General features: G+C 42.1%; 26 protein-coding genes. 12 read left to right on the plus strand and 14 right to left on the minus strand.

What is annotated here, in order from left to right; all coding sequences use genetic code 11:
- Nucleotides 1-57: 57 nt before the first annotated feature.
- Nucleotides 58-933 carry an EamA family transporter gene (locus tag QZ488_RS06280; RefSeq protein ID WP_293746975.1) on the plus strand — a complete coding sequence of 292 codons (876 nt, stop codon included), beginning with the start codon at nt 58-60 and terminating at the stop codon, nt 931-933.
- A 13-nt stretch (nt 934-946) separates the two neighbouring features.
- On the plus strand, nt 947-1,567 hold the full coding sequence (locus QZ488_RS06285) for a YigZ family protein (protein ID WP_293746976.1): 621 nt from the start codon (nt 947-949) through the stop codon (nt 1,565-1,567).
- A gap of 5 nt (nt 1,568-1,572) precedes the next feature.
- On the opposite strand, the gene QZ488_RS06290 is transcribed toward QZ488_RS06285, so the two are convergent.
- Both QZ488_RS06290 and QZ488_RS06295 read right to left on the minus strand, forming a co-directional pair.
- A complete protein-coding gene (locus QZ488_RS06290; protein ID WP_293746977.1) occupies nt 1,573-2,661 on the minus strand; it encodes a DUF2855 family protein in 1,089 nt (362 codons plus the stop codon).
- Between the two features lie 10 nt (nt 2,662-2,671).
- Entirely contained in the window at nt 2,672-4,081 is a 1,410-nt protein-coding gene (locus tag QZ488_RS06295; protein WP_293746978.1) for an NAD(P)/FAD-dependent oxidoreductase, read from the minus strand.
- 147 nt (nt 4,082-4,228) lie between these two features.
- Here QZ488_RS06295 and QZ488_RS06300 point away from each other — a divergent pair, with 147 nt between their 5' ends.
- Entirely contained in the window at nt 4,229-4,825 is a 597-nt protein-coding gene (locus QZ488_RS06300; protein WP_293746979.1) for a TetR/AcrR family transcriptional regulator, read from the plus strand.
- 237 nt (nt 4,826-5,062) lie between these two features.
- Here QZ488_RS06300 and QZ488_RS06305 read toward each other — a convergent pair whose 3' ends face one another.
- From QZ488_RS06305 to rpmE, 3 genes are all read right to left on the minus strand, one after another.
- On the minus strand, nt 5,063-5,377 hold the full coding sequence (locus QZ488_RS06305) for a DUF3718 domain-containing protein (protein ID WP_293746981.1): 315 nt from the start codon (nt 5,375-5,377) through the stop codon (nt 5,063-5,065).
- Between the two features lie 299 nt (nt 5,378-5,676).
- The gene (locus tag QZ488_RS06310) at nt 5,677-6,924 is read right to left on the minus strand and encodes a malic enzyme-like NAD(P)-binding protein (protein ID WP_293746982.1); all 1,248 of its coding nucleotides are present in this window, start codon (nt 6,922-6,924) and stop codon (nt 5,677-5,679) included.
- Nucleotides 6,925-7,452: 528 nt separating this feature from the next.
- Nucleotides 7,453-7,665: a 50S ribosomal protein L31 gene (rpmE, locus tag QZ488_RS06315; protein ID WP_293746983.1), complete on the minus strand. Its 213-nt coding sequence runs from the start codon at nt 7,663-7,665 to the stop codon at nt 7,453-7,455.
- Nucleotides 7,666-7,854: 189 nt separating this feature from the next.
- On the opposite strand from rpmE, the gene priA reads away from it, so the two are divergent.
- From priA to QZ488_RS06340, 5 genes are all read left to right on the plus strand, one after another.
- A complete protein-coding gene (gene priA, locus QZ488_RS06320) occupies nt 7,855-10,035 on the plus strand; it encodes a primosomal protein N' (protein ID WP_293746984.1) in 2,181 nt (726 codons plus the stop codon).
- 85 nt (nt 10,036-10,120) lie between these two features.
- On the plus strand, nt 10,121-10,660 hold the full coding sequence (locus QZ488_RS06325) for an SPOR domain-containing protein (protein WP_293746986.1): 540 nt from the start codon (nt 10,121-10,123) through the stop codon (nt 10,658-10,660).
- A 185-nt stretch (nt 10,661-10,845) separates the two neighbouring features.
- Nucleotides 10,846-11,370: an ATP-dependent protease subunit HslV gene (gene hslV / locus QZ488_RS06330; RefSeq protein WP_293746987.1), complete on the plus strand. Its 525-nt coding sequence runs from the start codon at nt 10,846-10,848 to the stop codon at nt 11,368-11,370.
- 80 nt (nt 11,371-11,450) lie between these two features.
- Nucleotides 11,451-12,782, plus strand: coding sequence for an HslU--HslV peptidase ATPase subunit (gene hslU / locus QZ488_RS06335; RefSeq protein ID WP_293746988.1), 1,332 nt, complete (start codon nt 11,451-11,453; stop codon nt 12,780-12,782).
- A 172-nt stretch (nt 12,783-12,954) separates the two neighbouring features.
- Nucleotides 12,955-13,932, plus strand: a complete 978-nt coding sequence (locus QZ488_RS06340) for an NAD-dependent epimerase/dehydratase family protein (RefSeq protein WP_293746989.1) — start codon at nt 12,955-12,957, stop codon at nt 13,930-13,932.
- A 111-nt stretch (nt 13,933-14,043) separates the two neighbouring features.
- On the opposite strand, the gene QZ488_RS06345 is transcribed toward QZ488_RS06340, so the two are convergent.
- The 3 genes from QZ488_RS06345 to nhaA all read right to left on the minus strand — a co-directional run bounded on the left by QZ488_RS06345 (nt 14,044) and on the right by nhaA (nt 16,226).
- Complete coding sequence (locus tag QZ488_RS06345) at nt 14,044-14,310, minus strand: hypothetical protein (RefSeq protein ID WP_293746990.1); 267 nt, start codon at nt 14,308-14,310, stop codon at nt 14,044-14,046.
- An 11-nt stretch (nt 14,311-14,321) separates the two neighbouring features.
- Nucleotides 14,322-14,939, minus strand: a complete 618-nt coding sequence (locus QZ488_RS06350; protein WP_293746991.1) for a retropepsin-like aspartic protease — start codon at nt 14,937-14,939, stop codon at nt 14,322-14,324.
- A gap of 105 nt (nt 14,940-15,044) precedes the next feature.
- On the minus strand, nt 15,045-16,226 hold the full coding sequence (nhaA, locus tag QZ488_RS06355) for a Na+/H+ antiporter NhaA (protein WP_293746992.1): 1,182 nt from the start codon (nt 16,224-16,226) through the stop codon (nt 15,045-15,047).
- Between the two features lie 134 nt (nt 16,227-16,360).
- Between nhaA and nhaR the strand changes: the two genes are divergently transcribed.
- From nhaR to QZ488_RS06370, 3 genes are all read left to right on the plus strand, one after another.
- Entirely contained in the window at nt 16,361-17,266 is a 906-nt protein-coding gene (nhaR, locus tag QZ488_RS06360; protein WP_293746994.1) for a transcriptional activator NhaR, read from the plus strand.
- Between the two features lie 324 nt (nt 17,267-17,590).
- Nucleotides 17,591-18,721 carry an efflux RND transporter periplasmic adaptor subunit gene (locus QZ488_RS06365; RefSeq protein WP_293746995.1) on the plus strand — a complete coding sequence of 377 codons (1,131 nt, stop codon included), beginning with the start codon at nt 17,591-17,593 and terminating at the stop codon, nt 18,719-18,721.
- Nucleotides 18,721-21,897 (plus strand): efflux RND transporter permease subunit, encoded by a 3,177-nt coding sequence (locus QZ488_RS06370; protein ID WP_293746997.1) that lies wholly within the window; start codon nt 18,721-18,723, stop codon nt 21,895-21,897. Before QZ488_RS06365 ends, QZ488_RS06370 begins: the two co-directional genes overlap by 1 nt.
- Before the next feature lie 350 nt (nt 21,898-22,247).
- Here QZ488_RS06370 and QZ488_RS06375 read toward each other — a convergent pair whose 3' ends face one another.
- The 3 genes from QZ488_RS06375 to QZ488_RS06385 form a co-directional block, all read right to left on the minus strand.
- Nucleotides 22,248-22,601: a hypothetical protein gene (locus QZ488_RS06375; RefSeq protein ID WP_293746998.1), complete on the minus strand. Its 354-nt coding sequence runs from the start codon at nt 22,599-22,601 to the stop codon at nt 22,248-22,250.
- A 60-nt stretch (nt 22,602-22,661) separates the two neighbouring features.
- Nucleotides 22,662-23,105: a phosphate-starvation-inducible PsiE family protein gene (locus QZ488_RS06380; RefSeq protein ID WP_293746999.1), complete on the minus strand. Its 444-nt coding sequence runs from the start codon at nt 23,103-23,105 to the stop codon at nt 22,662-22,664.
- Between the two features lie 248 nt (nt 23,106-23,353).
- The gene (locus QZ488_RS06385; protein WP_293747001.1) at nt 23,354-23,815 is read right to left on the minus strand and encodes a nuclear transport factor 2 family protein; all 462 of its coding nucleotides are present in this window, start codon (nt 23,813-23,815) and stop codon (nt 23,354-23,356) included.
- Nucleotides 23,816-24,153: 338 nt separating this feature from the next.
- Between QZ488_RS06385 and QZ488_RS06390 the strand changes: the two genes are divergently transcribed.
- Nucleotides 24,154-24,279, plus strand: coding sequence for a hypothetical protein (locus QZ488_RS06390; RefSeq protein ID WP_293747002.1), 126 nt, complete (start codon nt 24,154-24,156; stop codon nt 24,277-24,279).
- On the opposite strand, the gene QZ488_RS06395 is transcribed toward QZ488_RS06390, so the two are convergent.
- The 3 genes from QZ488_RS06395 to QZ488_RS06405 form a co-directional block, all read right to left on the minus strand.
- Complete coding sequence (locus QZ488_RS06395; protein ID WP_293747004.1) at nt 24,267-24,563, minus strand: HigA family addiction module antitoxin; 297 nt, start codon at nt 24,561-24,563, stop codon at nt 24,267-24,269. The two genes, QZ488_RS06390 and QZ488_RS06395, sit on opposite strands and share 13 nt — an antisense overlap.
- Nucleotides 24,563-24,841, minus strand: coding sequence for a type II toxin-antitoxin system RelE/ParE family toxin (locus QZ488_RS06400; protein ID WP_293747005.1), 279 nt, complete (start codon nt 24,839-24,841; stop codon nt 24,563-24,565). Before QZ488_RS06400 ends, QZ488_RS06395 begins: the two co-directional genes overlap by 1 nt.
- Before the next feature lie 320 nt (nt 24,842-25,161).
- Nucleotides 25,162-26,142: a transposase gene (locus tag QZ488_RS06405; RefSeq protein WP_293747006.1), complete on the minus strand. Its 981-nt coding sequence runs from the start codon at nt 26,140-26,142 to the stop codon at nt 25,162-25,164.
- Nucleotides 26,143-26,291: the final 149 nt, after the last annotated feature.

A 26,291-nucleotide genomic window follows, 5' to 3' on the forward strand; every position in this document is an offset into this window, starting at 1 on the left:
AAAGATTTCAGTTGTTTGTAGCGTAAGATCAGCTTTTAGATTAATAAGGGATTTATTGTGAGCTGGGTTTTCTTTACGCTGGGTGCTGTGGTGATGCAAACGTTTCGTAACGCTTTGCAGAGTAAGTTAAGTGCACATATGAGCACTTCTGGTGTGACCTTATCGCGCTTTTTATTTGCGCCTCCTATTGCATTGATATACCTATTGTTGCTTTACACTTTTTCAAACCAGGTTATTCCGGAGTTCTCTTCTCAATTTATATTCTATGTTTTGCTCGCCTCTGTGATGCAAATTTTTGCGACTTCGTTAATGGTGATTTTGTTTAAACAAAAGAACTTTGCAATAGGCGCAGGACTGGCTAAAAGTGAAGCATTAGTAGCGGGCGTGTTAGGGACTTTATTCTTTGGGAGCCAACTTAATCTATTTGGTTGGGTAGGTATTTTGATTGGTGCAGCGGCGATATTTGTGTTGTCCGGTGGCGGCAGAAAAGGGCAACTTAGTCTTACAACGGTGATTATAGGTTTGGCCTGTGGCAGCTGTTTTGCGCTTACGTCTTTATACGTAAGAGAGGCGAGTCACTTGCTGAATGTGCCTTTTCCGCACAGTGCAGCTTGGGTATTGCTTTGGGTGTTGTGTATTCAAACAAGCTTACTGGTGAGTTATATCGCGGTAAAAGACAGAAGTACTTTTACCTCACTTAAAAACAACGCAAAGATGACCTTTGCAACCAGTGCAACCAGTTGTTTCGGTTCTATTTGTTGGTTTAGTGCAATGGCTTTACAGCATGTTGCTTATGTCAAAACGTTAGGCCAAATAGAGGTATTGTTTACCATATTAATCGCTACTTTCTGGCTTAAAAATAAGGTCAAACAACACGAAATCATTGGCCTACTACTTATCGCCGCTGCGGCTATTTTGGTGATGTGGGCATAATGGTCAAAGCCAAATGAGTACCGCAAGTTATCAAGTGCCTGCTCAGGCACATCAAGTAGAGTTAGAAATTAAACGCAGCAAATTTTTAACTTTTGCTGCACCAGCGGTTAATCGGCAAGAGGCAGACGATTTTATCCGCTCTTTGCGCGGGCAACACCCTCAAGCGAATCATGTATGTTGTGCCTATATTGCTGGCGCGCCTAATACTACCATTCGTTCAATGAGTGACGACGGAGAGCCCAGCGGAACCGCAGGTATGCCGATGTTAAAAGTACTCGAATATAGTGGGTATGGTGACATAGTGGTGGCAGTAGTGCGCTACTTTGGTGGCACTAAGCTTGGCACAGGCGGATTACAACGCGCATATTCAGATGCCGTGTCTTTGGTGCTCACAGATTTACCAATCAAGCTTAAAGTGGCACGCACCACCTTACAATTAACCTACGACTATTCCTATGACGGCAGTATTTCACGATTGTTAGAACGTTATGATGTTGAGGGAATAGTCCCGAATTATGCTCAGCAAGTCACTCTGATGCTTGCAATAGCGAGTAACGAACTGAGCACATTTAAGACTGAAGCCACCAATATTACTGCGGGTAATATTCAGGTTTTATTACCAGACGCAGATTGATTTTTTTACATTTCGACAATTAATCCGGCTTCAGGATCCACCTTGCCTTCGCACACATCTTGATAAACGTCGGCCAACCCATTCAGCCCGTTAAGCTGGGTCAACCTCAACCAGCTAGCACTTCTTTGGATTGTAGATTGCATAAACGCAGTGGTTTTTTGCTCAAATACTTCAGGCCCCCAATCTTTAAGACGTTTTTGAATATGGCTAGGCGCAAAAAACATTTCGCTTCGCTGCTGAATAAAGTCAGGACCCATACCGCCTTCTTCCCAGTTAGTAAAACCCACATTTGAACAAAACTTCATGTTGTCGCCAAGGTGTTTATGTAGTCGACCTAACACATCACCATTGCCTGACATATCCACTATAACCGTTGGCTTAGATGCGTCGATTTCTGTCAGGTTGTCATAGGTCACTGTACTGTTGTATACACCTAACCTGTTGACCATTTCTAGATTTCGGCTCGATGTCACACCTATACTTGTAGGTGCATTTTTGTCATCCGCCAAAGCGTAAGCTAGACCAATACTGGTTTTACTTGATGCACTGATCACCACAACTTGCTCAGCGCCAAACCAGTTTCTGTCTTGCAAGTTGTCATACAAACAATAGGAAGTAAGGTGTAACGGAAACAACAACATCCGAAAATCGTCCATGGCCTTATTGTAATGTGGCTCTGCCAAAACTCTACGATAGGCGTTATACCCTGAAGGCAAAGGGGCGCGATGCTCAGCGCCATCAATCCAGCGTAATGTATTGATATGAGTAGGGGTCATTTTAAGATAGCTAGCTGGCGAAAAATAACCAAATAACCGCTCGCCTACCAGCACGCCTTCGGCATTAGACGCCACCACATCGGCAAAACCCCATACGGGTAACACCCCCCAATTATTAACGTCATCACCTGTGGGCGGAAAAAACTGCCAGTAACCAAACTGATCACCCACCACTGCATAAGTAATGTTGTTAGCGGTAAACGCAAACCTGTCAATTTTAACTAATACTTCGCCTTCAGCAATGTCACTCTCAGATAAACTGGTTGCCACTACACGATTGGTTAGGTAGTTGTCTTTACGGATTTGAAATTCGCTCATCATCTTCTCCTTACTTGGCAGTGGCTTGTGTTTGCGCTAAATATTGCTGAAGTTTGTCCATGGCTGGTTGCGCATTTGCCCGTAAGCGTTTCACTATGGCTTGTTTTTCGGCGTCGTCTTCTTTAACACTGCGCATCAACTGGCTAAATCCATCTAGCCTATTGTCTAATAGCCATTTACGTAGATTTTCATCTTGCGACCAAATATATTGGTTCATCATAAAAGCCGCAGTTAAACGTAACCAATCAATTAACGTGTTGGGTAAAGGCACCACGTTACATATTTGATTTTTAGCGGCTTCTGGGTAAGCCAATTCAATATGCGCGATAAAGGCAGCGCTGAAAACAGGTTGATATGAACGTACAGTTTGTGGCGTGATGATATCGCCTTCAAACACAGGTTTAATCGTTAAGTTGGTTAATGCACTGGCTGAACAGTCAATATGTAAGTGTCCGGTACTGGTAGGGATAGAACCTTGCTCTAATACAATTTGATGACTCTCAATGTTGGTGACTCGACCCATTCTCACGATATTTTTTACTTTGCGTAATTCAGTCAACTCCATTTGGCTAATGGTTGCCCCATGAAACATTGTTGGTTGAACATCAGTATCAATTCTTAAGAACACTCCGGCTTTTTCTAACCGGTCAAACATGTCTTCAATTGATTCAGAGTCGGCTATGGCTTCCATTTGTGAAGCTTGAGCACCAATTGCATCTACAAAAAATTCTTCTGTCGGTTGGGTGTTTTTACGATCAATTAACCACGCATCTCGGGGCATAATCCATTGAATGTCGTCAGGGTTTACATTGTTTTCCAGTAACCACAAAATGGCATCGATGCCGGTTTTTCCTCCGCCTACAATCACATAACCAGCAGGCGGTTTTGTCACTTTAGGCAGATCATTTAGCGGCATAAATTGAATATCAGTAGCAACAGTAAAATTTGGTGTATGGGTAGAAGGCACATTGGTATTTAAATAGGTAGCATCAACGGTTTTTTTGTTCACTTTGACTTGATGAGACTCACCCGTAAGAGACGAAACAAACTTTCCATCACCTTTGTAATCACACATTGGAAAGTATTTCACTCGCCCGCTAGGTAAAAATTGTTCGTGCATCACATCGTCAAAATAGGCGCTAACTTCAGCACCCGAAGCCAATTCATTCAGCCCTTTATTTAAACCAACCTGATCGATACTGCCTTTACTTAACTCACGAGAACTCACACCATAAAAAGAAGAGGGTTGATGAAGTGTGACAAAAGGATAAGCCACATTCCAATGCCCACCAGGCTTATGAAAACGGTCAACAATAACAATATTCGCGTCACTTTCTGTTAATAAAATATCGGCAAATGCCATACCCACTGCACCGCTACCAACAATTAAATAATCTGTTTCATGAGTATGTGTCGTCATTTTTTTAATCCTCGTTATGAATGAATTGTTATGCCGTACAAACGAAAAACGAAAAAGCACGTTGAACATAACAGCGTTATAGTTAATCATAACACTGTTATGCTGGTCAACTATTAATCCTTAAGCATTGGTTAAATAATCATCATTATGAACGACGCTAAAAGTAAGATTTTACAAGCTGCATCTGAATTATTCCTCGAAGGAGGCACGCCAGCGCTTAGCGTTAGAGCGATATCCAAACGTGCTGGTGTATCGACTATTGGCATATACAGTCATTTCAACGGCAAACAAGGCATTTTAGACGAACTCTATATAGAGGGGTTTGAGAAAGTGTTTAGTGAAATAGATATTATTGATACTAAACACTCTCCTCGCGAAGTCATTTTGCAAGGTGTAAAAGGTTACTTAAAAGTGGCAGATCAATATGAAGCACATTACAGGCTAATTTTTGGTGAAAGTGACTCGGGTTATGCTCCTTCTGAGGAAGCGCGTGTCATGGCTGAAAAGGCCTTTTCAAAGCTGGTTGATATCAGCTCTCTTATTCTTCCGGTAGAAACAGAAGCTGCGAAAAAACAACGTTTTGCATTAGAAATATGGGCGTTAGTGCATGGTTATGTCAGTTTAAAACATCACGCCATAGCCACTTTAATCAATCCTTTGGAATGGAACGAATTAGCATTAAGCGCGGTAGCAACACATATTGATGCCGTCATTTCCAAGTACGCTTTATCCATTCCCAGATAAACCTTTAGCTGGCGTCAAAGTCATTGAGTAAAATGTGTTACTTAGGCAATACTGTTAATCGGTTTACTGTAAAAAGAGTGGGTCTAATATAGAGAACAGTTAGGCTAGGCGCAATGCCGGTAAAAGAAGTGTCTGATGTTGCGGTTGAAAACGGGGACTAGACACATAAACGGTGAGCAAAGCTGATATCTCTATCAAGCTTAGCTCACGCTGTTTAGTTATCTGCATATTGCTGGCCTATAACCTAACCAATAATTCCTGATAATTAACGTTACTTTTTGCCGCCATGTATTGCGCTGTTTTTTCTGCATCATTGGCCAGAGCAAAATTCACTGGATTTTGACCATTACAAACTAAACTATTGGCTATTTTTTTAATACCGATGCCGCTGTCTTTTACTGCGTCATTCACTTTAGATAAGTTGTCACTTTTTATCGCTTCACATACTTCTACCAATTTACTTTCTACAACTGGGTCTATATTGCTTGCTTGTGCGCTGCCAGCTAAAAGAATGCCTGCTGTTAAGATAGTGCTAATAATTACTTTTTTCATGATAAGTCTCTCTATGTTTGTTCGTTGCGTTTAAATTTGAGTACACCCATAGAGTAGGGATAAAAGTGGATATTGAAGGGACGAAACCGGTAAATCACGGTGAAACTAGATGAAGCGTTGAAACAGATAATTAGCGCGATAGTCCGGCGCTAAACATCTGCTTTTCGTCGTATTTTGTGATTTTTTGTTACATTTACCGTAAATGCATAGACTAAAAAACATTCCTCCGACATTCAAAATCACCAAGATATTGAGTTCGCCAGTGGTAAAGTTGTTACTGGCGAACTGTGTTTTTGCCTTTACTCTTGCATATAATCTTGAGGAAGCTCTTTAATCGCAGCCACCCCAGAATCTATGGCTGCTTGGGCCACTGCCCTTGCCACACGCTTTAAAAGTCGTGGGTCCATGGGTTTAGGAATAATGTAATCTTTACCAAATTTAAGACTAGCAATATTACTCGCCGCTAAGACCTCTTTAGAAACAGGCTCTTTAGCGATACTGCGAATCGCATCAACCGCCGCTATTTTCATTTCATCGTTAATCTTTGAGGCACGAACATCCAAAGCGCCGCGAAAGATAAAGGGGAAACACAACACGTTATTAACTTGGTTAGGATAATCAGACCGCCCTGTAGCCATAATTAAATCATCACGTACTTTATGGGCTAACTCAGGTTTAATTTCTGGTTCAGGGTTTGAACAAGCAAAAACCACCGGATTGGGCGCCATTAATTTCAGCGCTTCTGGTGGTAATAAATTGGGTCCAGATACCCCAACAAATACATCGGCACAATCTAGAGCATCTTCTAAGGTGCGTTTGTCAGTGTTATTAGCAAATAACTTTTTGTGGATAGTAAGATCTTCACGGCGTGTATGGATCACGCCCTTTCTATCAAGCATGTAGATACGTTCACGTTTAGCGCCACATTTAACTAATAGCTCCATACAAGCAGTTGCCGCAGCTCCAGCACCTAAACACACAATAGTGGCGTCACTAATATTTTTGCCTTGAATTTCCAACGCGTTCAACATGCCAGCGGCGGTCACTATAGCAGTGCCATGTTGGTCATCATGAAAAACAGGGATGGAGCAGCGCTTAATAAGCTCTTGTTCAATTTCAAAACATTCAGGGGCTTTAATATCTTCTAGATTAATCCCGCCGAAAGTATCAGCAATACTCGCCACAGTATTAATAAATTCTTCGGTTGTTGTATGTTTCACTTCGATGTCAATAGAATCGATATTGGCAAAGCGTTTAAATAATAAAGCTTTGCCTTCCATCACGGGTTTAGATGCCAAAGGACCCAAATCACCCAATCCTAAAATGGCTGTACCGTTTGAAATAACCGCAACTAAGTTTCCTTTACCCGTATATTTATAAGCAGCGTCAGGATCGGCGGCAATTTCGCGAACTGGTTCAGCCACACCAGGGCTGTATGCCAGTGCTAAGTCGGTAACAGTTTCGGCAGGCTTAGTAAGCTCAATGCTAATTTTTCCGGGTACAGGTTTAGCATGGTAATCAAGAGCTTGTTGGCGAAAATCAGACATCTTGGTGTCAATCCTTAGTATAGGGTTAGTAAGATTAAAGGTGCAGTTCTATATCCCAAAAGAGAAAATATCTCTTATTGTCTATGCCTGTCTTGTGTATCCATATAGTGTTATTTAAAAGGCTTTAGGCACCTTTATGCATGAATGTAACATAGGCAGCAAAACGAACACATCAGATTTGAGTAGTTGTTTATTTATTTGATATAACTAAAACTGATACCACCTCTGAAACCATACAGACTAACTTACAGTTTGATAAAAATATTTGACTCTTTTTACTCGTATTTAGCTGTTTTGAAATCAGATCCGTCACTTTAGCCCAACACAACCCAATAAAGTTCGGCTCCCGCGCTGGCTTAACTACTACTTTAGTAAGAGATAATAATATTTTTCAAAGAAGATAACTAAATGATTAGTCACATCAGATAGGCGTATGAGGTGTTGATGAGTTTTGAATGTTTTTTAGTAGGCACAAAAAAAGGCGCTAAAATAGCGCCTTTTTGGTGTCTTTTCAGACAACAAACAGTTTTAGCTTTTCTTAAGACCAGCAAAACGTTTGTTGAATTTATCAACACGACCACCAGTATCAACGTTACGTTGCTTACCAGTATAAAACGGGTGACAAGCAGAACATACGTCTAAGTTGATGTCTTTTTTCAAAGTAGAACGTACTTTGATAATGTTTCCGCAAGAACAGTTTGCAGTCATTTCTTGATAATCAGGATGGATATCTTGTTTCATGGGTTACCTCTTCGTCAGGCCGCATCGCTATTCAACCCGAAGTTGAACACCATACGAAAATTAAATTAAAAAGCTTTGTGGCTTGCCGCAAAGTGGCGCGCATATTAATGTAACGGGCTTGGGCGATCAAGGCTTTTGTTGGATTTATCGCCATTAACTCTATTTCATTGAAGGTTTTGTAGTATCTAAATGGTCATAATCCGTGTTGCTCTGTCTATTCCTAAACGCCAGCTATTTGATTATCTATATGAAGGCCCAGCGTTAGCCCCTGGTGTACGTGTGGCTGTCTCTTTTGGCCCTCGTAAGCTCATAGGTGTAGTGTGGGAAACCAGCGACAAATCAGAATGGGATGTCAGTAAACTAAAATCGATTGAAGCGGTCTTGGATGACGAGCCAATATTCAACCCTACCTTATTAAAACTATGCGGCTGGTTGGCACAATATTACAAACATCCTATCGGTGACGTAGTGCAAACTGCTATGCCAGTAGCGCTACGCAAGGGTGAATCAAGCCAAGCAAAACCAATTGAATATTGGACGTTAAGTAATGTCGGCCAGTCTACAGACTTAAGCAGTTTGTCCCGCGCACCTAAACAACGCGCTTTGTTGACATTACTCCAGGAAAAAGATTTACTTAAGTCAAAAGCTAAGTCCGACTTTGGCGCCGCTGCGGTTAAAGGGTTAACCGAAAAAGAATTGATTACGTCGATAGAAAAGCGCCCTTCCAAAGAATCAACATGGCAACAAGATTTACTGATCCAAGACAAACCCATCGCCAATGTTGAACAAGCCATCGCCATAAGTTGCATCGAAGCCAAGCTCAATCAATACAGCTGTTTTTTGTTAGATGGCATTACTGGCAGTGGTAAAACAGAGGTGTATCTACAAGCCATTGAGCAGGTACTCAATCAAGGTAAACAGGTACTAATATTAGTGCCCGAAATTGGTCTGACACCACAAACGGTGCACAGATTTAAATATCGCTTTGGTATTGATGTAGGCATATTGCATTCTGGGCTAAATAACAATGAACGCCTACAAGTATGGCAACAAAGCGCCAGTGGTCAGTTGGGCATCATTATTGGCACCCGTTCCGCCATTTTTACCCCCATGCTTAAACCCGGTTTACTGATTGTTGATGAAGAACATGACGCTTCGTATAAACAACAAGACGGTTTACGTTATCACGCCCGAGATTTAGCTGTGATGCGCGCCCACGAAGAAAACATTCCTTTGGTGCTGGGTTCTGCCACCCCTGCCCTTGAAACCCTGAACAATGCACTGAACGGAAAATATCAACACCTTAAGTTACATGAACGAGCAGGCAATGCCTCACTTGCCACTCAGCATGTATTTGATATTCGTCAGCAACAACTGAAGTTTGGTGTGGCTCAGGGCATGTTGGATCGCATGAGCCAACATTTACAGCAAGGCAGTCAGGTGATGCTGTTTATTAACCGCCGAGGGTATGCGCCAGCTCTGATGTGTCATCAATGTGGTTTTGTTGAACACTGTAAGCGATGTGACAACCCTTATACCGTTCACAAACAACTATTTAAATTGCAGTGCCACCATTGTGGTAGTGCTAAGACTATCCCTAAAAACTGTCAGCAATGTCAATCCAATGAACTGACCTCTATGGGTGTCGGCACAGAACAACTAGAACAAGGACTCGCCAGCCATTTTCCGCAGTACAGTAGCATTCGCATTGATAGTGATAGCGCAAGAGGCAAAAACAAGCTGGATAAGATGCTCAGCAGCATTAACAACAATGAACATCAGATCTTAATTGGTACACAGATTTTGTCTAAAGGTCACCATTTTCCAAATGTCACTTTGGTACTGATTCTAGACCTAGACGGCGCATTGTTTAGTGCCGACTACCGAGCAGCAGAACATTTAGCGCAACTTATCACGCAACTTGCTGGGCGTGCTGGGCGCGCAGAAAAACCCGGTGAAATGTGGTTACAAACCCACGATCCTGGTCATCCGTTGTTACAGGACTTGATCAATAATGGTTATGCCCATTTTGCACAATATGCTTTGCTGGAAAGACAACACGCCAATCTTCCCCCCTATAGTTTTCAAGCACTGTTTAAAGCACAAGCCCTCAGTGCCCGCGATGCGTTTGATTTTTTACAACAAATTGGCCAACTGTTCAGTACTGCTGACAATGTATATTGTTTGGGTCCTATTCCTGCTTTAATGGAAAAACGTCAAGGCCAATATCGCATGCAATTGTTATTGCAAAGCCCACAACGCAGCGCATTACAAAAAGCCATTGGCCAACAAATCAACAAAATCGAAACATTAAACTTGGCGAATAAAGTCCGCTGGTCGTTAGATATCGATCCACAGGATTTCAGTTGAAGACTAAATAATGAAAATTCTGATTGAGGATCCTGTGATCCAAGGTAACATCATGCCTCTTATTTTTAAGCAGTACTTTCTATAAATGGCACACAAAGATTATGTGGCTCGTGGCCGCAGTAAAAAACAAGCTCCTCCCCCCCCTAAACCATCACTGCCTTGGTTACGGATTATTATCACCCTGACTTTAGTCGCAGGTTTTGGCTATTTTTTATGGAGCATTAAAGGTACCGCACCTGAAAAAGCGGCTAGTAAAAACGCAGCTACGGAACAAGTCGAAAACCAAAAAGACAACATGCCGGATATCCCAGAAGAAGAATGGGAATTCATTAAAAGCTTGCCAGAATTCACTGTAGAAATTGAACAAATAGAGCAAGACCAACCCACAGTGCGCCGCCTAATGCAGTGCGGATCATTTAGAAAAAATGAACAAGCTCAAGAGCTCAAAGCCAAAATTGCTTTTCAAGGATTAATCGCACAAGTAAGGTCAAGTGAAGATTCGACGGGGGTGTGGTATCGCGTCATTCTTGGCCCTTATGACAACAAACGTTTAGCCGAAAAAGATCGCCATACATTACAGCGCTCAAAAATCAACGGCTGTAAGATTTGGAACTGGAACCTTTAAAAAATTGTCACTTCGAATATTTCAAGCCGTGAGCTACTTTTCGCGGCTTGAAAAAAATAGAATCCTCCCCACATCTAAACCACTCGGCAGTGCTTTCTCAAATAGGGAATGCGCTAGCCCACTCTTAGCGCTGACAACTTGTATGTAATCTCATCTGGTTGTCATAGGACACTAAAGGAATTTTCGTGACTACAATTGTATCTGTACGCCGCAATAACCAAGTAGTAATTGCCGGTGATGGCCAGGTTTCACTTGGCAACACCGTAATGAAAGGCAACGCTAAAAAAGTCCGTCGCTTATACAACAACAAAGTGCTCGCTGGATTTGCTGGCGGTACAGCTGATGCTTTCACCTTGTTTGAGCGTTTTGAATCTAAGCTTGAAATTCATCAAGGCAACTTAACCCGTGCAGCAGTTGAGCTGGCAAAAGACTGGCGTAGCGACCGAGCCTTACGCAAGCTTGAAGCATTACTGGCGGTAGCTGACGAAACAGCCTCATTTATTATTACCGGTAATGGTGATGTCGTTCAGCCAGAAAATGACTTAATCGCCATAGGTTCTGGTGGCAATTTTGCCCAGTCAGCGGCCATGGCGTTATTAGAAAACACCGAATTATCAGCCAAAGAAATAGCCGAAAAAAGTTTGACCATTGCAGGTAATATTTGTGTATTTACCAACCATAGCCAAACTGTTGAAACGATTGACTACTAATCAAGTTGGCTAAGTAACTTTCCTGATAGGCGCCGTGATATTTATCGCCTGTCTAATACCCAGATTATAAGGTTTTATTTATGTCAGAGATGACCCCAAGAGAAATCGTCCACGAACTGGACAGTCACATTATCGGCCAACAAGATGCGAAACGAGCGGTGTCTATTGCCCTTAGAAATCGCTGGCGCAGAATGCAGCTTGGTGCAGAGTTGCGCCAAGAAGTCACGCCTAAGAATATATTGATGATTGGTCCAACGGGTGTAGGTAAAACTGAGATTGCTCGTCGTCTGGCCAAATTAGCCAACGCACCTTTTATTAAAGTTGAAGCCACTAAATTTACCGAAGTAGGTTATGTCGGTAAAGAAGTAGAAACCATCATACGTGACTTGGCTGATATCGCGGTCAAAATGACCAAAGAACAAGCCACCAGCAAAGTGAAGTTTCGCGCTGAAGAAGCGGCAGAAGAGCGCATTTTGGATGCTTTATTGCCACCACCAGAAAATGCTTTTGGTGACAAAGAAGAGCCTCAAGACAAAGGCACAAGACAAGTTTTTCGTAAAAAGTTACGTGAGGGTCAATTAGACGATAAAGAAATTGAGCTAGACGTGGCAGCCCCTCAAGTGGGTGTTGAAATTATGGCGCCTCCGGGCATGGAAGAGATGACCAATCAATTACAAGGTATGTTTCAAAACCTATCGGGTAAAGAAAAGAAAAAGAAAAAACTTAAGGTTAAAGATGCCCTTAAGTTGCTCATTGACGAAGAAGCCAGCAAGTTAGTCAATCAAGAAGACTTAAAACAAACGGCCATCGATTCACTTGAACAAAACGGCATAGTGTTCATTGATGAAATTGACAAAATTTGTAAGCGCGAAGGCACTACCAGTGGCGGAGATGTATCCCGTGAGGGCGTACAACGTGACTTATTACCTTTAGTCGAAGGCTCAACAGTTTCAACTAAACACGGCACAGTAAAAACCGACCATATATTGTTTATAGCATCTGGCGCATTTCAAATGTGTAAGCCTTCTGATTTGATCCCAGAGTTACAAGGTCGTTTGCCAATCAGAGTTGAACTGTCAGCATTAACTGCCCACGACTTTGTGCGCATTTTGACAGAGCCAAATGCATCGCTCACCGAGCAACAAGTCGCTTTACTTAAAACCGAAGGGGTGGACGTGAAATTTACTGAAGATGGCATTGAGCGTATTGCAAATGCTGCATGGCAGGTAAATGAACGTACAGAAAACATTGGCGCAAGACGCCTGCATACAGTGATGGAAAAATTGATGGAAGAAATTTCTTACGATGCATCTGAAAAGAGCGGCGAGTCAATTTTGATCGATGCTAATTATGTCAACGAACATTTAGAAGCGCTAGTTGAAGATGAAGATCTAAGTCGCTTTATTCTGTAACAAGCTCACATACAAACACGCAATGTCATAACAACGCTAGTGGTAGTGCCTTATAAAAATAGGTACTACCATCTTTTTCAGCCCCAATCAGTAATTCCCCCTCCAAATACAATTGTCACTGAAAATCAATAACTAAACTGATATTCTCAGGGTTTTGTTAGGCGAAATTATAGTGAAAATACTGTTTATTGGCGGCTCAGGAAATATCAGCTTATCCAGCAGCCAACGACTACTCGAGCAAGGCCACGAATTATGGCTACTTAACCGCAGCGGGCAGTGTGCAGAGTTAGTTGGCGCTCATTATATTAAAGCTGACATTAACCATGAAGCTCAGGTTAAATCTCAATTACAGAGTCACGAGTGGGACGTTGTAGTCAATTGGATCGCCTTTACAAAAAGTGATGTGGCGCGAGATGTGGCCTTGTTTACCTCTAAGACTAAACAATACGTATTTATTAGTTCGGCATCTTGTTATCAAAACCCTGGCCCTACCCCCATCATTACAGAAAACACTCCTTTGGCTAACCCATTTTGGCAATATTCAAGGGATAAAATTGCCGCCGAAGAATTTTTATTGGCAGCATATCAACAAACTGACTTTCCCGTGACCATTGTGCGTCCCTCACATACCTATTCTCGCGTTATCCCCCTGACTATTGGTGGATGGACAGAATACACCGCGGTGGCGCGTATGAAAGCTGGCAAGCCCATTGTGGTGCAAGGTGATGGTAATGCTTTGTGGACACTGACCCATGCCGATGATTTTGCCGTGGGGTTTTGCGGATTATTAGGTAATCCGTTAACCCTTGGCGAAGATTATCATATCACTTCAGATCTGTTTTTAAGTTGGAATGAAATTTATCAACAAACCGCGGCTGCCGTTGGGGTAGAAGCTAAAATAGTACATGTGACCTCTGACAAAATATGCGCCCTAAACAGCGACTATACAGGTACGCTTTTAGGCGATAAATCAGTCACTGCGATTTTTGACAACAGTAAGATAAGGTCAATCGTGCCCCAGTTTAACCCCAAAATCACATACGCCGAAGGCATTCAGCGGGTAATCAGCTGGTTTGAGGCAGACAGGGCACGGCAGATTATCAACCCAAAAACTGACGCCTTTATCGATTTATTAATCGCCAAAGCGTAGTTAATGTCATTTCGCATAATGAATTGATAAAACTTGAAGACTCAGTCAAAGCCGCAGTTAAAAAAGCAATTGCCGCCCAACTAAAGCGGCATTTTTGCATTAGTTTTTGATTTACAGCTTGCCGTTAGCCACATCAATAATGGTGTTCATCTGGACCAAATGTTTATTGCCTAATATGCCAATAAAGCGCGGCTGACCTTTAACATTTATTGCGTTTAATAACGCAGTAAAATCAGTGGTGAAAAAATCATCTTCCAACACCTTATCTGCAATGGTTACTCGACCTTTGTTGAGTACTTTCATAGGTAACTCTATGCCCTCTGCAACCACAGTTTTTGCTGTAGGGTGAGGTGTTAAGGCATAGCCAAATTGGACCAATGTAGACTCATCTAAAACCAGTTCAGATGCCCCGTATCAATCAATAATCTTACGTATTTATCGCCCAACTTAGCATCAACAAAGCTAAATCCCATTGCTGATTTGTGTAAATCAATAGCGGTGAAAGCATTGTTAAATGTATCACTTAGCCAGGCTTGTACATCACCTTGTTTTTCAGGGATGAGCAATTGTAGGTTTTTCACATCTAACAAAGCCCTCGACTCGGCTAAAGCATCATAACCAATAAGCCCCATCACATCTTTTTCAAATTGCCCAGATGAGTCGTTTGCATAAATAGAGCTAATATTGAGCTGTGTGTTACCGATGGAAAATTGTTTTATCTGCACTGGAAAGATGTCGATTCTGCCGGTTTGTTCATCACCAATGCGCACACCATTTATTTTTTCTTGGCCTATTTCAATACCAAAAACACTCAGTTTATTACTATCGATTAGGCTTCCGGTTGCCCCGGTATCAAGTAAAAACTTAGCGTTAACGCCATTAATTGAGGCGTGTATTTCAAGGTGACCCTCTTCGGTCTTAATCAGAGGCACCACCTCTATTTTTGCATAGGATAAAGATGGTGAGCTTAATAAAACAGCCAAAACAAACAGAGAGAATTTTTTCAACGAAATATCCTTTTACGTAATGTGAAGTATCTCTGACTGAGTTTGCCAACGTAAGTTCACACAATATTCAACATCACCCAACCTTTGTCATATTTACTCTCTTTCCTAAACTAATGACGTTTCTTTTTTACCCACTTTAGCCAAGATAAAGGCACCAATAACCGCTGATAATAGCGATCCCACCAAGACCCCCACTTTTACACTGACCTGATAATCCAGTGGCTGCTCTTCAAACGCTAACGAACCAATAAATAGGCTCATGGTAAAACCAATACCACACAATAAGGTCACACCATATAACTGAGGCCAAGTCGCATCTTTAGGTAATTTGGCGAAACCAGCTTTGACGGTTAACCAACAAATTCCAAAAATACCCACCTGTTTACCGATAAACAAACCAGCGGCTATACCGAGGGTAATAGGATTAAAAATATTGTCTAAGCTGGCACCAATAAAGGATACGCCGGCATTGGCAAAAGCAAATACTGGCAACACAAAAAAGCCAACCCATGGATGTAGCTTATGCTCCATGTGTTCAAGCATTGGGTGACCATCTTCGTTTTTGACTGTCATCGGGATAAACCAAGCTAAAGCAAAACCGGCTAAAGTAGCATGTACCCCAGATTTTAATACCGCGGCCCACACCACAACACCCACCAAAATGTAAGCGGCTTGAGTACGTACTTGGAACCTGTTTAAAAGAAATAACACCACTAAGCCGGTTATCGCCACAACGAGTGATGTGGTAGATAAATCTTGCGAATAAAACAATGCAATAATTACAATGGCACCGATATCATCAAAAATTGCCACGCTAAGTAAAAACAACTTCAAACTCAAAGGTAATGACTTACCAAAAATAGTGAATACACCCACCGCAAAAGCAATATCAGTAGCAGACGGGATTGCCCAGCCACGCATGGCCACTGGGTCATGGGCGTTAAACCAAACGTAGATCAAAGCAGGAAAAGCAATACCCGCTATAGCTGCCACTGCTGGCAAGGTAATTTGCGCTGGTGAGGATAAGTTCCCCCCCAAAATTTCTCGCTTGATTTCTAAACCAACCAAAAAGAAGAAAATAGCCATCAGGCCATCGTTCACCCATAGAATAAGAGGTTTAGCAATTTCAAAACCACCAAAACGCACACTGACAGGTATTTCCAACAACCCATTATAGAGAGTGTTAAGAGGGCTGTTAGCCATAATCATGGCAATCAAAGCAGCGAACACCAGAATAAAGCCACTGGCGGCTTCATGCTGGAAAAAATTCTTTATAGTTTGGGGCATTTAGAGCTCCTAATGTTGCGACAACCTGCCTTTATACGGATCACACCAAGGCAAGTAAAGTCGATTAAAACTTGCATATCATCAGTTTTAAACTGATATTAATGCCAGGCATCTGAAAAGATAGGATTTTTATTTTGGCACAGTTAAATTATCACCATTTGTATTATTTCTATGTCACTGCAACCGAAGGCAGTATTGCCAGCGCATCGAAGCAGTTGAATTTAACCCCACAAACCATAAGCGGACAGATTGGCCTGTTAGAAAATGCCTTTGGATTTTTGCTTTTCGACCGTGTTGGGAAAAAACTAATTTTGAACGAGCGTGGTGAGCTTACATACAATTATGCACGTGACATCTTTGGGTTAGGCGATGAATTACAACAAACAATAAAAGGCCAATATCAAGGGGCACAGCAAGTATTTACGGTAGGCATTACCGATGCTCTACCAAAAGTATTGGCTTTTGATTTATTCCGCTCTTGTTTTGACGGACAAGAAAATATTCGGTTGGTGTGTAAAGAAAGCGACCTAGACAGCTTAACTGCAGAATTGGCCGTGAATAAATTGGATGTCATTCTATCTGACCGCCCATTACAACCAGGGTCACATGTTAAAGCCTATAGTCATATTATTGGTGAAGGCGGCGTATCCTTTTTTGCCCAAAAAGAGATTGCCGAATCTCTCCAACCCCACTTTCCTCATTCGCTTCATCATCAAGATTTTTTAATATCTGGCGAAAAATCAGTGCAGCGGCAAAATTTAATGACCTGGTTTGATTCATTGAATATTCAACCGAATATAAAGGCGGAGTTTGAAGACAGCGCCTTAACTAAACTTTTTGGTCAGGCAGGGTACGGTGTATTTTGCACACCTTCATCCATTGAGAAACACGTGACCGAGCAATATGACGTAGAACTTGTAGGACGCACTACAGACATAAAAGAACATTTATATCTGCTGTCTCCCGAACGTAAATTAAAACACCCTGCTGTTGTGCCTCTTTTTGAACATGCCAAAAGTTTAGTCGCTAAAGCACTGTGATTAATTGGATAGAAGTGTTTCTGCACCACTATTTTAAACTAGGAGTAAAGAACGTGGCATATAAGAGAAGCTGACCTTCACCGAGAAAGTTAACTTCACTCCGTGTCAGGTGTTTTGTTTAAAAAATCTATCGCAACATGAATAAATACAAACAACATCCGACGACAATATATTTAGATCAGTCAACTTTAGCGATTAGTTAGCACCTAACCATGATTTCTAAGTGAAACAGAATATTTTTTGTGGTCTATAAAGGCACAAGTTCCGTAGACAGGACTTGTATAGCTATTAATGGCATCACTGCAGACAATTCGAGAAAAATATATGACGGTAACCAAAAGAAAAAAACCAATAATCGGTGTTCTCCAAGTTTTGGGTGTCATTGTTCTGATGGTTTTAGCGTTTGTCTATTCGAGGGCACCTGATCAAACAGATTCAGCACCACCACAAAATTTTTCATCCGACTCCAGTAAACCGATTCCACTAGTTTCAGTGGTAAAACCGTCTGTTTCATCTGAGCAACTAACGGTTGCGTCAACCGGTTCTGTTTCCGTTCGCAGCTATGTAACACTCACCTCGCAGGTTTCTGGAAGAGTGGTTGCCACTTCTGATTCATTACGAAATGGTGGTAAGTTCTCTGCAGGTGAGACATTAGTCACCCTTGAGCAACGAGACTTTACCCTTGCTTTAGCCCAAGTTCAGGCCGACGTTACCTCTGCACAAGCATCACTTCAGTTGAGTCAAGCTGAAGCTTCAGTTGATATCACCAGTTACCAACGTCTGAATCCAGGAAAAGACGTGCCACCGCTTATCGCAAAAGAACCTCAAATCACCCGAGCCAAGGCACAACTGCAAGCCGCCGTTGCCCGCCGTGACATTGCTCAAGTAAACCTTGAACGCAGTGTGTACTCGCTACCATTTTCAGGAAGAGTGGTTGAAAGTTCAGCCGATGAAGGTCAAATATTAAATGCGGGTCAATCGTTTGGTCGAGTTTATGCCCTAGACGCAATTGAAATTGTCATTTCCCTTGCACCACAAGAACTGGCAAAAATAACCCCGGCAAAAAACCGCACTGCGATGATCACGGTCGATGGAGTCACCTTTGAGGGTCGCATAGACAGAATAGCCGCTGAACGAAATTCACGTACTCAGTTCTCCCAAGTTTTCCTAACAGTAACTGATAACCAATCATTAACACCTGGAACCTTCGCATCTGTCAGTTTGAGTGGACCAGTAATCGATAGTACCTTTAGGCTGCCAGAAAGCGCGCTGCAAGTAGGACAAGCTTTTTGGATAGTAAAAAATGGCGTTATCGAGAGTATCTCAGCAACAATCTTAGGCCGCAGCAATGGCCAATATCTGGTTGAAGCATTCGAATATGCAGACGGAATCGTTACTGGCACTGTTCCTGGTGCCCGTGATGGAATGGCTGTTCGCTCGGTAGAGGCTAACTGATGACTGACCATAAAGAAATACAACCCGAAACACCTTCCAAAGACACCCATAAAGGTTTGATTGCATATTTTGCTAACAATCCAGTAGCTGGCAATCTTCTTATGGTGATTTTGCTCGTAGGCGGTTTGTTGTCGGCAATTGGGCTAACGGCCCAGGTCTTTCCAACGATTGATCCGGGTACTGTGAGCATTTCAGTGGTTTATCCCGGAGCAACACCCACTGAGGTTGAGGAAGGTATTACTAGGCGAGTCGAAGAAGCGGTTTTTGGTATCGATGGGGTTGACCGTGTAATTTCTCGAGCGTCAGAAAACCTCGGTTCGGTTACGCTTGAATTAAAAGATTTTGTCGACGCCGACAAGGTCCGCGACGACGCAGAAGCCGCAGTTGAGCAACTTATCGATTTTCCACCAGAGGACGCAGAGCAACCTAAAGTAGTTCGCGCTGAAACCTTGTCAGATGTATTGACCATAGTCGTCAGCTCAGAAATGGGCGAACGTGAACTCAGGCGCGGCGCTGAGAGAGTTGAGCAAGAACTATTGGCACTGCCTGGTGTATCACTGGTGTCACTCATCGGCGCGAAGGATTACGAAATAGCGATTGAAATAAGTGAAGATACGCTGCGCCGCTACGACCTCACCATGTCAGAAGTCGCCAACACCATCCGTCGTTCTTCTATCAACTTATCTTCAGGACAGATTCAAACCCAAGGGGGCGATTTATTACTTCGTACCAACACTAAGGGCACGACTGGTGGTGCCTTTGAAAATATTGTACTTCGCGCCGATCCAGATGGCAGTGTACTAAGAGTATCTGATGTAGCGACCGTCAGGGATGGGTTTGTCGACGTAGACCTTATCAATCAATTTAATGGTCGCGAGAGTGTACTGGTAAAAATTCAAAAATCAGAAGCCGAAGATGTACTTGTCATAGCCGATGAGATCAAGACATTTCTAGCGGATTATACTCCGCCACCCGGTATCGACGTATCTGTTTGGAATGATCAAACCAAGACCCTCGAGGAACGTATTGGTTTGTTACTGAGAAACGGATTGCTTGGCTTTGCCTTGGTTTTCCTTTTCCTTGTGATCATGCTTGATTTAAGGCTTGCCCTTTGGGTTGCCATGGGTGTGCCCATCTCATTTTTGGGTGCATTTTTATTTTTTGATGCCTTTGCTATCAACATCAATATGATTTCCCTGTTTGCCTTGATTATTGTACTGGGGATCGTCGTTGACGATGCAGTGGTGGTGGGCGAAAGTATTATTAGCGAACAAGAAAATGGCAAAACTGGCATGCAAGCCGCAATGGATGGAGTTAATGCCGTAATTGGACCTGTGATGGTTGGCGTATTTACCACAATGGCGGCTTTTGCACCTTTGTTGTTTGTCACCGGAACATTTGGACAAATTCTTGGGGTGGTGCCGGTAGTAGTTATTCTGGTGCTGGCAATGTCACTGATTGAAGCATTCCTTATCTTACCGTCGCACTTAGCTAACGGTGGAAATTGGAGTCGTTGGCCTCTAGATAAAATACAAAATGCGGTATCAGCCAAGGTTGATCAGTTCCGCACTAATGTATTGGCACCAGCGGTAGCGCGCGCTGTGCGCTTTCGTTACCTCACATTAATGGGTGGTATCGGATTGCTAGTCCTCGCTGGGTTATTAGTGGGCAGTGGTGCTGTGCGGTTCTTATTCTTTCCATCATTGGAAGCAAATTCCATTCGGGCCACAGTTGAATTCCCTATCGGTACGCCATTTGAATCAACCCAAAACGCCGCTAATCAAATGGTCGAAGCTGCGAATACGGTAAATGCACGCCTCGATGGTGCTGCTTTCGAATCAATTAGCGTCACTATAGGTGGACAAACAAGATCAGGCGGCGGACCCGGCGGTGGCAGTGGCATGACAATAGCGAGCCATCTTGCGTCAGTACAAATAACACTAGGGCCTGAGCCGCCAAGAACCCGCAACGCAAAAGAATTAGAGCGTTTATGGCGATCCGAAGTAGGTGATATTCCCGGTGTCGAACGACTCTCTTATATCGCTGACTTTTTTGGTGGTCAAGCTGATCTAGAGTTTGAACTAGCTCATCAAGATGGTGAAATTCTTGAACAAGCTGTTTCTAACTTGAGGGCTAGTTACGAAACCATTGATGGCGTCTACGAAGTTCAAGATTCAAACAGTATTGGTAAAAGGCAACTTGATATAACGTTAACTCCCACAGGTGAAGCTGCTGGACTCACCCCAACCGATATTGCTAGGCAACTTCGCCGAAACTTTTTTGGTGAAGAAGTGCAACGTATTCAACGCGGTCGCGAAGAGCTCAAAGTGATGGTGCGTTATCCTAAGACTAACCGCAGCTCTACCACAGATTTGTTTGATGCACGTATTCGGCTTGCCGACGGTAGCGAAGCACCTCTATTAAGTGTTGCTCAAGTCACAGAATCCAGAAGTTTGTCTGCCATTAACCGTATTGATGGTCTAAGAATTGTCTCGGTTTCAGGTCAGGTAGACGATGCGGTGAACACCCCAAGCTTAGCTAATACAGAAATATTAGAACAATTTTTACCTGCGCTTAAACAACAATTTCCAGGTCTACAAGTGCGCCAATCTGGATCAGGCCGTGAACAATCAAATGATCTGTCTTCATTGGGCAGGTTGACCCTAGTCGCACTATTGATAATTTTTGCAATGATGGCATCTCAATTAAAAAGCTACTCACAACCGCTCATCATATTAGCTGGGGTACCTTTTGGAGCCGCAGGAGCTTTGGTTGGGCACTATCTGTTGGGTTACAACCTATCCTTTATTTCTATCTTCGGAATAGTCGCACTCAGTGGTGTGGTCGTTAACGATTCACTGGTGTTGCTAGATCGTTACAACAAACTTGTTGATGAAGGATGGGAAAACGCCAAAGCAGTCGTCGAAGCATCTCGGCGCAGGTTTCGTGCAATATTTCTGACAACAGCCACCACTGCACTTGGCCTAACACCTATGCTGTTCGAAACCAGTACACAGGCGCAGTTTCTGATCCCAATGGCGGTCAGCTTAGCCACCGGAATTGTGTTCGCCAGTGTGATAATCCTATTTCTTATTCCAGCACTAGTGATGATAAGGGAAGACATGCGTTCAAAAAGAAAGGACGTTGAGCCTGAGTTAGCTAAATCAAGTGGCTAACTTGTCGCTCTGGTTCACAGCCTAAAACAGATGGGCATGGCTATTTAGGCTTCTGGCGCTTTATGCCAGGAGCACTCGCTGAACTTTTGATCAATCAACGTCTCTGCCCCTGTCGATTTCAACGAACCTGACCCCGCGGGTCGGAATTTGGTAGCAAACAAGCGTTGGCAATCTCTGCCCACAGATTTAAAAAACAGTCCGATTGTTGATGGCAGTGGCGCTGTTAACGGGTTTTTCGGCGCACTCTACGCCTTTTGACGGTAGTTATATCAACTTAAACCCATAGTTCGTCCTATTAATTTTCATAGGGTGAAAAGTTTATATCCCTTAAATAATTAGTGATTGGTTAATTACCTAACTAGTCCTAGAATTTCATCACCCTGAAAACCAACACTTAATTGATTACAGCTTTTTGACGTTATTAGAACATCAACAAATGTGTCTACAGTGGCACTGTACATTTTTGCATCCCAAGAAGACGTCGTTGAACTGAGTTTAATACTCTTTAAAACCACTAAACCAATTGATTTAGGGTTTAAGTCGTGGGAATGAACTGATATTTCACCTTTAGTTAAATCAATAAAAAGTGTCGCAGGTTTAGCCGAATGCTCCCAAACACCTGCAATATTACATTCTTCACTTTTAACCCCAACTGAAAAAATACAGGCTATTATTATTGAACTTAATACTGCCAGTTTGTGCATGACTATCCTTTAGATATAACGCTTCGAATAATGCCCAAACACTCGCGTTTGGGCAGCAAATCAGCGAGTATTTGCACTTCTATAACTATGCTTAATAAACCAATAACAGCCACCTAAAGCTATGATAATAAACCCTAAGCCTATGATAGATAAGGGGTCATATTTTTCTAAATCGAGTAAAATCACTTTTCTAGAAACAGCGATAACTGCCACTAATAAAACGACCTCTGCATGTATAACATTATCTTTGAAATACATTTCAACTGTCTCTACTAGTTCGAACCCGATGAGAATAATGAAAAAGAAACCAAAAATTTTAAACAATTCATCAATTTCTAGAAAAAGCACATCATCTGTTGGGTCAAACAAATCTAAATAAAGAATGATACCCAGCTCTACTATCGCGATAGCAACAATTATTGTCATCAATATAAGCACAACAAACGACATCCATTTCTTGACTGCATGAATGGAAGAAACAGCTTTATCGATATTTTTACCCACTAATTTTATGCTCCAATTTTTATATAACATGCGACTGCATCAGTATGATCGAGCATGGCTAGTGCGACGCATAATGCGTCATAGCCTGTTTAAACGCCAATTAATATGCTTCTCTGGGTGCCCTATTGCTTTAACAGGCACCACAAATCTTATTTAGACACCCAATATATTGGCATAGAATGTTTCGTAGTTTGCCAAAGCCAAAACAATGCAACATTGTCGAAGTTAAGGCTTTTGTTATATAAAGATTACTCGTGGTATTTACGAATTACAGCAACCTTATCTCCTTCCATTTCTAGAATTTCCATCATGATCTGAGAATACTCTATAGCTTGACTATTTTGTGGATGAATACCTTTAGCGTAATTCTTATAACGAATAGCAATGGCCGATTGATTAAAAACAAATACATTCAGCAGTGTGGCGTTGTATTCAGAATGGGCCCCTAAATAAAAAGTCATGCCTTTTCTCATGGACTCTTTTCCATCAGGTAAGCGGGAATCATCAACAACATATGGCAAGTGAGAATGACCCACATCCTCGGTAAGCAAAGCAAGATAAGCTTCTAACTGCTCTGGTTTAGCATTTGGGGCTTGGGTTGCAATCATAGTTTCGAAATAATGCTTAGCAAATTTGTGCAGGTCGAATTCTTTGGTATGTGCAGAAAACGAACAACAAATGAGAAGTACTGCGCAAATGAGTGTTTTCATTAAAACTCCATTTTTCAAATGTATATAGCGTGCAATTAAGGGAACGAGTTAGCGCCTTGTTATGTGCTCATGCGTTTAATAAAACGATTAACGCATGAAAAAAACACTTAATTATTTATCGTGTAACTACATGCCATATGACATAAAACCAAGATAAGAAACCGTGCAAGATTGCCCATAATACAGATTTGTTGGCACTCCATGAAATGGCGATAGATAATGCAGTTCCAAAAGTTATTCCGTATTTAGCTATTTCATTCCTTGAATCTTTCATTGTTCAAACTCCCAACTTTTTTTGTTTTATTAACTATAAAATTAAAATGCTACGCGATAGTGATATGACATCTAACGTCGCGTTAATTGGTGCAGTGATGTTGGCGGCTTTGCTGCCTTTCTTTGCAGCAAAGGTGACAATATTACTGAACCTATTTGAACGCCTTGTTAAATTTATTTATGCCGCTTGAAAGTTGTATGGCAATACGTGTAGCGACTCTTTTTGTTGTCTTGTTTGCCAAAGGTCATAAGCATTTTGAAGTCTCAACCAATGATCAGCAGACGGTTTACCAAAAGCCAACTCTAGCCGTAATGCCATTTCAGGAGTAACTGAGCCACGAGCATTTAAAACTTTAGATAGCGTTTTACGGCTAACATCTAGGTGACTTGCAACGTCTGTAATGGTTAAACCTAAAGACTCAATTACTAGCTCTTTGATAATTTCACCGGGGTGTGCAGGGTTAAACATTGCCATTAGTGATAATCCTCGTAATTTACAATTTCAGCATCCTTACCAACGAAGCGATAAGTAACTCTCCAGTTACCACTTACGCGCACAGACCATATACCTTTTCTGTTACCTTTAAGCTCATGCATAAATAAACCAGGTAAATCCATATCGTCTGGAGTTTCTGCTTGATCCAAGTTAGTTAGAATCAGGCGCAACTTTTTCTCATGCTTCTTCTGGATTCCAGAAGTGCTACCTGATGAATAGAACTTTTGAAGACCTTTATGGATAAAGCTTTTAATCATGAAACAAAGTGTAACCTAAAGGGTTTCGAAATACCACGGGGCGATTTTAAATTAACGACGCCATAAACGGCTAAATAAGAATTTTCTTTAGAGAATTTTCTTTAGACACCCAAGATAATAAAGTACCCAATAACAGCAGAATCAACAAGCTCAAACTGATGTAGGTATTCCCATTTTTTGGTTTTAAAATTAGGGAATTAGAAATAATTAGCGAGGGGACGCGATGAAAACAGTTTAATTTAAGGGCGAGCTCAATTTACAGGCAGCATGTTTGGAGCACGCAGTGCTGGGAGGTTTGATGATGTGCAATGTTTAACTTTTCAGGCGTGTTGTAATAAAATCCTGGCCTTTTCCATCCCTCGTATACGTTTATGGTCTGTGTGTTGTTTGAATTGTTGTAGCATGTGTTCACTGCCTACTGCTATGTTGAAATGTTTCTCGAACTCTGTAGTCAGCGTTAACCATTGCTCTGAGTTTAGGCCAAGGCGCTCCAGTATGGGGCTGTTGTGATGCTCGATGTGCCCTGCTTTATCCTCTCGAATACATTTACCGGTGCAATCCACTAATTCACAGTAATCAATCAGGTTATAGGCAATACCTTTGGACATGTCTTGTCTGTGATTGCCCACAAATCGCATGAGTTTTCTGGGTTGTTCTCCTTTGATGAGTGAGTGAATTCGTTGCTGGATACTTGTGTATTTTGACGTTTCAGGTGTTCTGTTCATCTTGGCGCGAATTGGGTTTAAATCAACATAAGCCATACAAGCTAACACCGCACTTTCATCTAACAACGCTTGAGATTTGAATCGCCCTTCCCAAAATCTTCCCGTACAACCATCCTCTTTATTCGCTTCACGGGCTATGTATTCATTAAGGTTGCGCATGAGCCAACTGATGTCGAACAAACGTTGACGGTAAATCGTCACTGTTTCTTCTAGGCTAATAATTTCGCTTTTGCTGAGAGTGCCGCCTCTTCGATACTTTTGACTCAAAAGCGTACCTTGGTACAGTAGATGCCAGCGTTTTATCACTTCTTTCATCGACCAACTATCAGCCATATCTTTATCCACACACAGCACTACATGGGTATGATTACTCATTACCGCATAAGCACAAATATCGATAGCAAACACCGACCCTAGAAACAACAACCGCTCTTCTACCCACCCTCTGCGATGTTCGTAACTTTGGCCGGTAAACTTATCTTCACCGCACAAAAAGGAACGACGAACACAGCGAGAAACACAATGGTAATAAGGGGTATCAATTAGACTAATTTGAGTTTTACGTGGCTGAGGCATAACAGACCATCCTTGGTTTTTTAAGTACCTTAAAGCTTAGAACAAAACAGCTGTTTTGCTACTTTTTAAAGATGGGTGATGAGATGGACGCTCCCTAATACGGCGTCAATGCGCCAAAATAGTAGTGTTAACCAGACTATTTACATAGG

The organism is uncultured Paraglaciecola sp., from assembly GCF_913020055.1.
In the GTDB taxonomy this organism is placed as follows: Bacteria; Pseudomonadota; Gammaproteobacteria; order Enterobacterales; family Alteromonadaceae; genus Paraglaciecola.